An 11737-nucleotide genomic window follows, 5' to 3' on the forward strand; every position below is an offset into this window, starting at 1 on the left:
GTGTTATGGCAGCTCAACGTGCACCTCTAAGCGAACGCTTAAATCAATACCAACACCATATCGCAGCGTTTAAACCTGCTGTAGCGGGTATTTTAACCCGAGTCGTCGGTTTAACCCTTGAGGCGAAAGGGCTGCGTGCGCCTGTAGGCAGTCAATGCAAAATAGAAACTATGTCAGGCTTTGTAGATGCCGAAGTGGTGGGCTTTAGTGAGCAAACACTATATTTGATGCCTAATGATCATATTTCTGGTGTGTTACCCGGTGCGCGTGTTATTCCACAAGTAAATGATACCGGTTTGCCTGTTGGTATGAGCCTACTCGGCCGTGTAGTGGATGGTTTAGGCCGACCGCTTGACGGCCTGGGGAAAATTAACGCCGAACACTATTTAAAGTTTGCACAAAACCCCATAAATCCCCTCGCTAGAAGACCCATTAGTCAACCTATGGATGTAGGTGTACGGGCTATAAACTCAGTTATTACTGTAGGGCAAGGCCAGCGTATGGGTTTGTTTGCAGGCTCTGGTGTTGGTAAATCGGTCCTCTTAGGGATGATGACCCGCGGCAGTGAAGCCGATGTTATTGTGGTTGGCCTAGTGGGTGAGCGTGGCCGAGAGGTAAAAGAATTTATTGAAGAGATACTCGGTGTAGAAGGGCGCAAACGCTCAGTTGTTGTAGCCGCTCCTGCTGATGCATCGCCCCTTATGCGCTTAAAAGGCTGTGAAAGCGCGGTGACCATTGCAGAGTACTTTCGTGATCAAGGTTTAAACGTATTGTTATTGCTTGATTCAGTAACCCGTTACGCCATGGCGCAACGCGAAATCGCGCTAGCGGTTGGCGAACCGCCTGCGACAAAAGGCTATCCGCCTTCTGTATTTGCCAAATTACCGGCGCTGGTGGAACGAGCGGGTAATGGTGGTGAAGGGCAAGGGTCTATTACTGCATTTTTTACAGTGCTTAGTGAGGGCGATGATATGCAAGACCCAATAGCCGATGCAGCACGTGCAATTTTAGATGGGCATATTGTACTCTCGCGAGATTTAGCTGATAGCGGTCACTACCCCGCAATAGACATCGAAAAATCAATTTCTCGTGTTATGCCGCAAGTGGTGTCTGAGCCTCATATGCAACAAGCTCGAGTATTAAAACAAGTGTATTCAATGTATCAGCAAAATAAAGATATGATCACCCTAGGTGCATATCAAAAAGGGGCTGACCAAATGCTTGATCAAGCTATTAATATGATGCCGCGTGTTAACGCGTTTTTACAACAAGGTATGCGCGATGTAATAAGTTACGATGACGGTTTACACGGCCTAGCCCAATTACTAGGACAAGCATAATGGCAAAAAATAAGCTCGATTTATTGCTTAAGCTCGAAAACGACAAAGAAGAAAATCTGCGCATGAGCTACTTACAAGCCAATCAAAATTTACAAGCTAACCAACAAAAGCTGCAAGGGTTAAATAACTTTAGATTAGAATACTCTCAGCAATTACATGTGAAAGGAAAGTCCGGTTTATCAAGCGCGGGCTTTGGCCAGTACCATGCCTTTATAGCAAAAATTGAAGAAGCGATTCGCCAACAAGCCAGTACGGTAAATACCGCTAAACAAGTTGTAACACAGCGTAAAGCTTTGTGGTTAAAGCAGCAGGTAAAAGCAAAAGCCGTAGCAAAATTAATTGAAAAACAAAACCTAAAAGCGGCGTCGTTGATGGCAAAGAGTGAACAAAAAATGCTGGACGAGTTTTCTGCTAATCAATTTTTTCAGCGCCGTAAAAGTTTATAACTTTGGCGCGTTTATTGCTTTGTTGGTAGGTGGTAATTAATTTTGGCAAAGTGCGGTGGCAACTTGCCGCAGTGCTGTGTAGGTGAATTATGGCAATAAACGATATTTCAATGTTGGCAACAGCTGAAAAAGACTCTTTTTTAGCATTTAAAGACAATAACTTACCTGCAGGTAACGAATCTGGCGATGCTTTTTTAAGCCAACTACAAGATGCAGACAAACCTTTCGCATTGCCAGCCAATTCTGAGGCTCCTAGCCAAGCTGGCTCTTTATTGCCAACTGATGATAAGCAGCTAGTCAATGGTTCATCAAGTGATGACACGCAAGATACGTTATTATCTGGTGACAGCGTTTTAGCACAAATAAACTCCTCGCAAATTATTGACGTAAGTGTGAAAAAACACGGCAGTAGCGATAGTGACTTTAGCGATTTAAGTGCAAAAAAGAGTGATAAAAGTGTGAGCTTTTTAGCTTCGCAATTAGGTGAAACTGATGATGCTGATGCCATAACGACTAAAGTCGATGATACTCTTTTAGCTGATAATAATAGCAACGGCAAAAAAAGCGCGTTTACAAACGCCGAGCTAGAAGCTAAAGCAGCTAAACAAAGCGCTGGAGAAAATTTAGCCTCTTCTTTAAAAAATGAGAGCCTAGCAAGTAGTGCTGCTAAAAACCCAAAAGCAGAAGCGGTGCAAACACAAATCAATAAAACTAATAGCAGCGCAGCTGCGGTAAATTCTTTAAAAAATGAGAGCCTAGCAAGTAGTGCTGCTAAAAACCCAATAGCAGAAGCGGTGCAAACACAAATCAATAAAACTAATAGCAGCGCAGCTGTGGTAAATAGTGAAGGTAAAAGTGCTGAGAATACAAAAGCGTCAAGCACTGCGTTAAATGCTGAAGGTGTACTGCCTATAAGCGATTCAGACATAGAGCAATTAGCCAAAGAACTGACTCGTTCATCTACACAGACACAGCTGCCAACGACATCTAAAGTACTCAACTCATTAAGCGAAGCGCAAAGCGCACAATTAAACGAGCTAGTTAAAAGCTCATTTACTGAAACCACGCCAAGTGAAGGTGATGATCGTGCAAGCGTCGTTAAACAATTACTTACAGAGTTTGTAGTACAAAACGAAAAAGAGACAAGCACGCGCGGTGAGCTAGTTCAATCTCAGTTAAAAAACTTAAATAGCGATGAAAAACAGGCGCTACTTAGCCAATTGAAAAGCTATGTGAGTGACGAGCAACCGACAGGTGATACGCTCAAAAAAGTAAATGAAACAATAAACAACTTACAAACTATGCTTGATACGCAGCTTAGTGAGAGCAAAGCGCAAAGTGTGTCGAGCTCTGCAAATGCGGCTTTAAATACGCAGCAAGCCAGTAATGCTGCAATGAATGCAAATACACCGCAAAATAAAGCCATGATTAATGCTCAAGCACCTTCTAGTATTGAGCAATACGGTGTAAATAAAGAAGAGTTAAATGCCTTAGAGGCCGAGCAGGAAAGCTTACCCAAAGAGCCTAAAACAAATACTGGTTTATCCCGTGTAGCTCAGGTATTTTCGTTGATAACAGATGGTATTAATAACACGCAGGTACAAATAAATACTCAGTATGACAACGCGCGTTATGAGCAGTCTATTTTAGAAAGCCAAGCAATACAGTCGCAGCAATTACAAACCAGCTCCGCGCAGGTTAAGCAAATAAATATAGACGCAAGTATGATGCAGGCTATTAACATTGTTAAAAGTGATGCAGCCAAAATGCTTCAAGAGCGAGTTTCTTCTATGCTTAGTATTAGCAATAAAGAAGCAGAAATTCGCTTAGATCCGCCAGAAATGGGCAGTATGCAAATTCGTATCAGAAGTGATGCTGAGCAAGCACAAATAAATTTCGTGGTACAAAATCAGCAAGCTAAAGAAGCGCTTGAGCAGTCAATGCCACGCTTGCGTGAAATGCTAGCCGAACAAGGCATTGATTTAGGCGAAAGCTCTATTTCTTACGGGCAATCGGGTAATGAGCAAAGCGATGAAGGCGAGGGACACTCGCAAGGTCAAATGGCTAATAAAAATACACCGCAGGATCAAAATGATGAGCAAGATGGCGCTAACCCACAAAGTTCTCGACAACAAACTTCATCATCAATAGATTACTATGCCTAAGTACTGCTATTATAATAACTAAAACAAGCAAGTACCTTTGCTAAAATAGGAATCACAATGGCCGAAGAAACAAGTTTAGAAATAGAAGAAACCGGTAAAAGCAAAAAAAAGCTGATCATAATTATAGTGGCAGTGCTGCTTGTTGTTGGCGGTGGTGCAGGCTATTTTTTCATGGCGGGGGATGATGCACCCGTTGAAACATTAGATGAAGAAACAACAACCGCAGCGCAGAGCGACTCGGCCGCTCCTTCAGGATCTTCAGCTGAAATGGGCAGTGCTTTGTATGTTGCTATGCCAAGACCCTTTGTTTTTAATGTACCAGGGTCGAGCAGAGATAGAATTGTACAAATTAAAGTGCAATTACTTGTGCGTGGCGACGTAAATGAAGAAACTGCTAAAAAGCACATTCCTTTAATTGAAGGCACCTTATTAAGCGTGTTTTCAACCACTACAGCTGATGAGCTCAGCACAAGTGCGGGCAAAGAGACATTACGCTTTACTGCGCTTGAAAAAGTGCAAGCTGCGTTAAATGATGTTGAAGGCACTAAAGTAATTGAGCGGGTATTGTTTACCGGCTTTGTGATGCAATAAGGGGCTAGTGTGAGCGATTTATTATCCCAAGACGAAATTGATGCACTCTTACACGGCGTTGATGAAGTCGAAGAGGAAGATATACACGAAGGTGAAGATAGCGAAGGCAGTACATTACAGTACGACTTTTCTTCGCAAGATCGGATCGTGCGTGGTCGCATGCCGACCCTGGAAATTGTTAACGAGCGGTTTGCTCGTCATATGCGAATAAGCTTATTTAACATGATGCGCCGCACCGCAGAGGTGTCGATTAATGGCGTACAAATGATCAAATTTGGTGAATATATTCATACCTTATTTGTACCTACAAGTTTAAATATGGTGCGTTTTAGACCACTAAAAGGCACCGGCCTAATTACCATGGAAGCACGCTTAGTGTTTATTTTGGTAGATAACTTTTTTGGTGGTGACGGGCGTTACCATGCCAAAATTGAAGGTCGCGAATTTACACCTACCGAACGTCGAATTGTGCAAATGCTACTAAAAATTATCTTTGAAGATTACAAAGAAGCATGGGCACCGGTTATGGACGTATCGTTTGAATACCTCGATTCAGAAGTAAACCCAGCAATGGCTAATATTGTTAGCCCTACTGAGGTTGTGGTTATTAGCTCTTTTCACATCGAATTAGATGGTGGTGGTGGCGATTTTCACATTGCTCTGCCGTATTCAATGCTTGAGCCAATTAGAGAGCTGCTAGATGCAGGTGTGCAATCGGATACAGAAGATACCGACTTGCGTTGGAGTAAAGCGTTGCGCGATGAAATTATGGATGTTGAAGTTGATTTATCAACACAGCTTCTTGAGGTTGACTTGTCGCTCAAGCAGATAATGGAACTTAAAGCGGGCGATATTATTCCGGTAGAAATGCCAGAGCATATTACGGTATTTGTTGAGGAGTTACCTACATTTAGAGCTAAAATGGGTCGCTCTCGCGATAACGTTGCGCTACAAATTAGTGAAAAAATTAAACGCCCTGATTCAGTTAAATCTGAGCTGCATGTATTTACCAAAGGCGGCAAGAAAATTGATTCAGATGCAGAATTAGCAGAACTAGAAGATGATTTACACCTTTCTGACGGTGTAGACTTAGACTGGTAATTGATTAAAAGGTTAAAAGTATGAGCGATGATCAAGATACAATGGACGAATGGGCAGCAGCCCTAGCAGAAGCCGAAGGCGGTGATGAAGGCGCAGAGGCGCAAGTTGCTGAGCTTGATGAATTAAGTGATGCTAAGCATGAGCTTAGCGGTGACGAAAAGCGTAAACTCGATACAATTTTAGATATTCCTGTGACGATTTCTATGGAAGTAGGGCGTTCTAAAATAAATATCCGTAATTTATTACAGCTAAACCAAGGCTCTGTTGTTGAGCTAGACCGCGTAGCAGGTGAACCATTAGATGTACTTGTAAATGGTACGCTCATTGCTCATGGCGAAGTGGTTGTAGTAAATGATAAATTTGGTATTCGTTTAACGGACGTTATAAGCCAGGTAGAGCGGATCAAAAAATTACGATGAGTTCTCTTGTTGCTTTAACAAACTCAGTATTTACAAAGGCAGATACACTCACGCCAACGGCCGACATTTTGTCTATGGTGCTGTCGTTGGTTATGGTGCTAGTGCTAATTGTGGTGCTGGCATTTTTTGTAAGAAAGCTTAATCCAAATTTAGCCAATAGCGAAGAATTTAAAGTAGTACGAAGTTTACCGCTTGGCTCGCGCGAGCGGTTAATGGTGGTAGAAATAGACAATGCTCAGCATTTATTAGGGGTAACCCCGCACAGTATTAACTACTTACATAAACTTGAAACGCCGTTAAGTGAAAAAGAATTGCCAGAACTTGCTAAACGATTTAGCAAACTACTAAACCCGCAAACGAATCAAAATAAAAAGAATTAACCCTATGATAAAGTGGCTGCTGATTATTTTAGCTGTGTTATTTGTGCCTACCGCCAGCAGTGCAGAGGGCATAGACGCACTAACCATTACAACTAATGCCGACGGTACGCAAGATTACTCAGTAACCTTGCAAGTACTGGCAATTATGACGGCATTGAGCTTTATTCCTGCCGCCATCATTATGATGACTTCATTTACTCGTATTATTGTTGTATTGGCCATTTTGCGCCAAGCTATTGGTTTACAATCAACACCTTCAAACCAAGTTTTATTGGGTATGTCGCTATTTTTAAGTATTTTTATTATGGCGCCTATTTATCAGCAAGTTAATGAGCGTGCGATAGAGCCTTACTTAAATGAGCAAGTTACTTCGGTACAAGCATTAGAGCTTGCAAAAGAGCCTATGAAAGCCTTTATGCTCTCGCAGGTACGATTAAAAGATTTAGAAACATTTGCCAAAATAGCAGGCTATGAGCAGCTTGATTCACCAGAAGCGACCCCGCTAATAGTACTCATCCCGGCATTTGTGACCAGTGAACTGCAAACTGCGTTTATTATTGGTTTTATGTTTTTTATTCCTTTTTTAATTGTGGATTTAGTGGTGGCCTCAGTATTAATGGCCATGGGTATGATGATGCTCTCGCCCATGATAGTGTCCTTACCATTTAAAATAATGCTATTTGTACTGGTCGATGGCTGGAGCTTAGTAATGGGAACGCTCGCTAAAAGTTTTGGCTTAGGGACTTAAACCATGTTTAGCATTCGCACTTTTAAACATTAGGAGTACAACATGGAACCGGAAATTTTTGTTGATATTCTTAGTGATGCACTGTTTTTAGTAATTAAGCTGGTGTCTGCTATTGTGGTACCAGGTTTGCTAGTAGGTTTAGTGGTGGCGGTGTTTCAGGCGGCGACCTCCATTAATGAACAAACCTTAAGCTTTTTACCGCGTTTATTAATTACCATAGGGGCACTTATTGTTGGTGGGCATTGGCTTACTCAAGAGCTAATGGACTTTTTCAACCGCTTAGTGTTACTCATTCCAGAAATTGCAGGCTAACTGTGGAATTCCCTTTTTCTGTTGTTATTCAATGGTTAAGTGATTTTTTACTACCGCTTGTTCGCATTAGCTCAATGATCATGATTATGGCGGGCTTAGGCGCACAAAATGTGCCTACACGTATTAAAATGGGGTTAGCGGTAGTGGTCACGTTTTTAGTCGTGCCCGTGCTGCCTCCCGCAACATTTACTAATTTATTTTCTTTTGAAATGGTGTTGGTGGTTATTCAGCAAATGTTGATAGGTGTTGCGATAGGATTTGCCTCAACGCTTATGCTAAATACCTTTGTGCTTGCTGGGCAAATACTAGCAATGCAAACCGGTTTGGGCTTTGCCTCTGTGATTGACCCCTCAAATGGTGCAAGTGTGCCTGCAGTTGGCCAGTTTTATTTAATTTTAGCAACCTTGTTATTTTTTGTTTTTAATGGACATTTAATGATGATTCAAATGGTTGTTCACAGCTTTGAAGTACTGCCAATAAACGGCGATTGGTGGGCGGTTGACCATTACTGGGACATAGTAACGTGGGGCAGCTGGATGTTTACTACGGCACTGGTATTGGCTTTAGCTCCCCTTACTGCCATGCTCATCATTAATATTTCATTTGGTATTATGACTCGTGCAGCACCACAGTTAAATATTTTCTCAATAGGTTTTCCGTTTACATTAGTTGCCGGTTTAATGATTATTTGGGCCACCTTGGGAAATTTTGTCACCCAGTTTGAATTCCAGTGGTTAAAAATGATTGAGCTCATGTGTAGCCTTGTTGGCTGTACGGTGTAGGAGGGGCGATGGCTGAAGATTCAGGACAAGAAAAAACAGAAGAACCCACCTCCAAAAAGCTCGAAGATGCTAAAAAGAAAGGGCAAATAGCGCGCTCAAAAGAGCTAGGTACTATGTTTGTACTTATTTTTTCTGCCATTTCGTTATTGTTGTATGGCCCAGAAATAGGCAAAGGTTTGTACAACATTATGGGTAGGATGCTGTCTTTAAATCGCACTGAAGCTTACGACACCACTAAAATGTTTGCGGTGTGGAGTGAGGTGGCCAGTGCGCTGCTGTTTCCTATGGCAATGTTTGTTTTAATTATTGTTATTGCGGCCTTTATTGGTAATACCTTACTCGGTGGTTTTAATTTTAGTTGGGAAGCTGCAGCACCTAAGCCTAGTAAAATGTCGCCAATGAAAGGCTTTAAACGCATGTTTGGCCCTCAAGCCGCGATAGAGCTGGTAAAATCCATATTAAAGTTTGCGCTGGTGGCTATTTTTGCGGTGTTTTTGATTCAAACTTTTTTTGATGAAATTTTACATTTAAGTATTGAAAGTGCACCGAGTAATATAATTCATGCCCTTGAAATACTCTCATGGATGTTTTTAGGCTTATCGTGCACTTTAGTGATTATTGCCGCAATAGATGCCCCTTATCAAAGTTATAACCACAACAAACAACTTAAAATGACCATGCAGGAGATCAAAGATGAGTACAAAAACTCAGAAGGTGATCCGCAAATTAAAGCACGTATTAGGCAAACGCAAAGGCAAATGTCGCAGCGAAGAATGATGCAAGATGTCCCCGATGCCGACGTAATTGTAACCAACCCTACTCACTACTCTGTAGCGCTAAAATACGATACTGAGCGTGCAGGTGCGCCTATTGTACTTGCCAAAGGGATAGATGAAATGGCTATGCAGATTCGTAAAATAGCCAAAGGTAACGAAGTACCGATTGTAGAATCCCCAATGCTTACAAGGGCGCTTTACCATACCGCTGAAGTAGGCCAGCAAATACCTGATCAATTATTTACTGCGGTAGCACAAGTTTTAGCTTATGTGTTTCAGCTCAAACGGTTCAAAAAGGGCAGAGGTAAACGCCCAATACCTCTAAAATCTAAACTACCTATTCCGGATGATTTTAAATACGATTAGGCTAGGCTAACCACACTTTACAAGTTCGCCTTGCTTAAAACCCTACACGCTACAGCAAATTTGTTCCTTAAAACTCCTCGTTTTGCTTTAATCTGCTTTAAATTTTACATCAATGCTCAATGAATCTATTACTGAGGCTACACTTGGAATAGTTATTGCAATTTCAAGCTAGTGTCAATTTATTGAATTGTAGAGTTATGGATTTTAAAGCGGTATTACAACAACTTAACAAAGATAAAAAAGAGTATGCCAAAGGCGTAGGCACACCATTATTAGTGCTTGCAGCGCTGGGTATGGTTATCTTACCGTTGCCGCCATTTCTTCTAGATATATTATTTTCATTTAATATTGCCCTTGCCTTAGTTGTTTTACTGGTGACTGTTTACACCATGAAACCGCTCGAATTTGGCATGTTTCCCGCAGTATTGTTAATCGCTACGATTATGCGTTTAGCCCTCAATGTTGCCAGTACGCGAGTGGTGCTCCTTGAGGGTCACAACGGGGGCGATGCAGCAGGTAAAGTAATTGAAGCATTTGGTTCAGTCGTTATTGGCGGAAACTATGCGGTAGGTTTAGTGGTGTTTTTGATCCTGATCATCATAAACTTTGTTGTAATTACCAAAGGTGCTGGGCGTATTTCAGAAGTATCGGCACGTTTCACATTAGACGCTATGCCGGGTAAACAAATGGCGATAGATGCCGACTTAAACGCAGGCTTTATTAGTGCAGAGCAAGCACGTGAACGTCGTAGCGAAGTAACCCGAGAAGCTGACTTTTATGGCTCTATGGATGGGGCGAGTAAGTTTGTAAAGGGTGATGCTATTGCTGGTATCGTGATATTAATTATTAATATTGTTGGTGGCTTATTTGTAGGCATGATCCAACATGATTTAAGTTTTAGCCGTGCCATGGAAGTTTATACTTTACTCACCATAGGTGACGGCCTTGTTGCGCAGCTTCCTTCATTACTGCTCTCTATTGGTACTGCTATTGTTGTTACCCGCCAAAACGAATCGCACAACATGGGTGAGCAATTTAAAACCCAATTAGGTAACGAAAAATCATTATTTATTGCTTCAGGTATTTTGATCATTATGGGTTTAGTCCCGGGTATGCCTCACATTGCTTTTTTAAGTTTAGGGGCATTACTTGGCTACTTAGCTTACTTTACGCAACAGCAAAAGCTAAAAGCCGCTGCTTTAGCAGAGCAAGAAGCGCAAAGCGGTGCAACACCAGGTACTGGTGTTGCAAACAAGCAAGAACAAAAAGAGCTAGGTTGGGACGATGTACAACAAATAGATGTAATAGGTTTAGAAGTAGGTTACAGGTTGATCCCTCTGGTTGATCAATCTCAAGGTGGTGAGCTGCTTAATCGTATTAAAGGGGTGCGTAAAAAGCTATCGCAGGAACTTGGCTTTTTGGTGCCACCTGTGCATATACGCGATAACCTAGAATTAGACCCAAATGCGTATCGTATTACCATGATGGGTGTTTCAAGTGGCGAAGGCGAGCTTAAACATGGCGATGAACTGGCCATCAACCCAGGGCAAGTGTTTGGTCCTATTAAAGGGGTTGAAACCAAAGACCCAGCGTTTGGTTTGGATGCAGTATGGATAAAGCCTGATCAAAAAGATGAAGCACAATCACTCGGCTATACCGTAGTTGACTCAGCCACTGTAGTAGCCACTCACATTAGCCAATTACTAACGAACAGTGCTGCATTATTGCTAGGTCATGAAGAGGTTCAAAACCTACTTGATATGCTAGCTAAAAGCCATCCACGTTTAGTTGAAGGGTTAGTACCAGAAGTATTACCACTGACTACTGTTGTAAAAGTGCTGCAAAATTTATTAAACGAAGGCGTAGCTATTCGTGATATGCGCTCTATTGTTCAAACCCTTGTAGAGTACGGCCCACGTAGCCAAGATGCGGATGTATTAACAGCTGCAGTGCGTATCTCACTGCGTCGATTAATTGTTCAAGACGCTGTGGGAATGTCATCAGAAATTCCTGTCATAACCTTGGCGCCTGAGTTGGAACAGATGTTGCATCAGTCATTACAAAATGCAGGCGACGAAGGTGCCGGAATAGAACCAAGTCTTGCTGAGCGACTTCAAACATCATTAAACGAAGCGCATCAAAATCAAGAAATGGCTGGCGAACCTTCAATATTGCTAACGTCAGGAATGTTACGCACTGTGTTATCTCGTTTTGTTAAGTACACCATACCGGGTTTAAGGGTGATGTCTTACCAAGAGGTACCAGATGAAAGACAGATCAAGATTGTCAGCTCAGTAGGCCAACAATAAAG

General features: G+C 42.0%; 12 protein-coding genes. All 12 read left to right on the plus strand.

Annotated elements, in window-relative coordinates:
* Positions 1-5: 5 nt before the first annotated feature.
* The 12 genes from fliI (at position 6) to flhA (ending at position 11735) form a co-directional block, all read left to right on the plus strand.
* A complete protein-coding gene (gene fliI, locus WDB87_RS10235) occupies positions 6-1340 on the plus strand; it encodes a flagellar protein export ATPase FliI (RefSeq protein WP_096041360.1) in 1335 nt (444 codons plus the stop codon).
* Entirely contained in the window at positions 1340-1786 is a 447-nt protein-coding gene (fliJ, locus tag WDB87_RS10240; protein ID WP_286244953.1) for a flagellar export protein FliJ, read from the plus strand. The genes fliI and fliJ overlap by 1 nt, the downstream gene beginning before the upstream one ends.
* An 89-nt stretch (positions 1787-1875) precedes the next feature.
* On the plus strand, positions 1876-3951 hold the full coding sequence (locus WDB87_RS10245; protein WP_337849832.1) for a flagellar hook-length control protein FliK: 2076 nt from the start codon (positions 1876-1878) through the stop codon (positions 3949-3951).
* A gap of 57 nt (positions 3952-4008) precedes the next feature.
* The gene (fliL, locus tag WDB87_RS10250; protein WP_055015924.1) at positions 4009-4542 is read left to right on the plus strand and encodes a flagellar basal body-associated protein FliL; all 534 of its coding nucleotides are present in this window, start codon (positions 4009-4011) and stop codon (positions 4540-4542) included.
* Positions 4543-4551: 9 nt separating this feature from the next.
* Positions 4552-5643, plus strand: a complete 1092-nt coding sequence (gene fliM / locus WDB87_RS10255; protein WP_055015925.1) for a flagellar motor switch protein FliM — start codon at positions 4552-4554, stop codon at positions 5641-5643.
* Between the two features lie 20 nt (positions 5644-5663).
* On the plus strand, positions 5664-6062 hold the full coding sequence (gene fliN / locus WDB87_RS10260; protein WP_089348288.1) for a flagellar motor switch protein FliN: 399 nt from the start codon (positions 5664-5666) through the stop codon (positions 6060-6062).
* Complete coding sequence (gene fliO / locus WDB87_RS10265) at positions 6059-6442, plus strand: flagellar biosynthetic protein FliO (RefSeq protein ID WP_286244951.1); 384 nt, start codon at positions 6059-6061, stop codon at positions 6440-6442. The genes fliN and fliO overlap by 4 nt, the downstream gene beginning before the upstream one ends.
* A gap of 4 nt (positions 6443-6446) precedes the next feature.
* Positions 6447-7190, plus strand: coding sequence for a flagellar type III secretion system pore protein FliP (gene fliP, locus WDB87_RS10270; protein WP_286244950.1), 744 nt, complete (start codon positions 6447-6449; stop codon positions 7188-7190).
* A 42-nt stretch (positions 7191-7232) separates the two neighbouring features.
* Complete coding sequence (fliQ, locus tag WDB87_RS10275; RefSeq protein WP_055015929.1) at positions 7233-7502, plus strand: flagellar biosynthesis protein FliQ; 270 nt, start codon at positions 7233-7235, stop codon at positions 7500-7502.
* A gap of 2 nt (positions 7503-7504) precedes the next feature.
* Positions 7505-8284 (plus strand): flagellar biosynthetic protein FliR, encoded by a 780-nt coding sequence (gene fliR / locus WDB87_RS10280; protein WP_337849833.1) that lies wholly within the window; start codon positions 7505-7507, stop codon positions 8282-8284.
* 8 nt (positions 8285-8292) lie between these two features.
* The gene (flhB, locus tag WDB87_RS10285; protein ID WP_286244948.1) at positions 8293-9426 is read left to right on the plus strand and encodes a flagellar biosynthesis protein FlhB; all 1134 of its coding nucleotides are present in this window, start codon (positions 8293-8295) and stop codon (positions 9424-9426) included.
* Positions 9427-9623: 197 nt separating this feature from the next.
* On the plus strand, positions 9624-11735 hold the full coding sequence (flhA, locus tag WDB87_RS10290) for a flagellar biosynthesis protein FlhA (RefSeq protein WP_286244947.1): 2112 nt from the start codon (positions 9624-9626) through the stop codon (positions 11733-11735).
* Positions 11736-11737: the final 2 nt, after the last annotated feature.

Origin of the sequence: Pseudoalteromonas sp. C12FD-1 (genome assembly GCF_037414265.1) — a bacterium.
Classification (GTDB): domain Bacteria; phylum Pseudomonadota; class Gammaproteobacteria; order Enterobacterales; family Alteromonadaceae; genus Pseudoalteromonas.

Bases quoted from the DNA above. Each gene is read 5' to 3' on its own strand.
- fliI (WP_096041360.1), top strand. From the start codon at position 6: ATGGCAGCTCAACGTGCACCTCTAAGCGAACGCTTAAATCAATACCAA.
- fliJ (WP_286244953.1), top strand. From the start codon at position 1,340: ATGGCAAAAAATAAGCTCGATTTATTGCTTAAGCTCGAAAACGACAAA.
- WDB87_RS10245 (WP_337849832.1), top strand. From the start codon at position 1,876: ATGGCAATAAACGATATTTCAATGTTGGCAACAGCTGAAAAAGACTCT.
- fliL (WP_055015924.1), top strand. From the start codon at position 4,009: ATGGCCGAAGAAACAAGTTTAGAAATAGAAGAAACCGGTAAAAGCAAA.
- fliN (WP_089348288.1), top strand. From the start codon at position 5,664: ATGAGCGATGATCAAGATACAATGGACGAATGGGCAGCAGCCCTAGCA.
- fliO (WP_286244951.1), top strand. From the start codon at position 6,059: ATGAGTTCTCTTGTTGCTTTAACAAACTCAGTATTTACAAAGGCAGAT.
- fliP (WP_286244950.1), top strand. From the start codon at position 6,447: ATGATAAAGTGGCTGCTGATTATTTTAGCTGTGTTATTTGTGCCTACC.
- fliQ (WP_055015929.1), top strand. From the start codon at position 7,233: ATGGAACCGGAAATTTTTGTTGATATTCTTAGTGATGCACTGTTTTTA.
- flhB (WP_286244948.1), top strand. From the start codon at position 8,293: ATGGCTGAAGATTCAGGACAAGAAAAAACAGAAGAACCCACCTCCAAA.
- flhA (WP_286244947.1), top strand. From the start codon at position 9,624: ATGGATTTTAAAGCGGTATTACAACAACTTAACAAAGATAAAAAAGAG.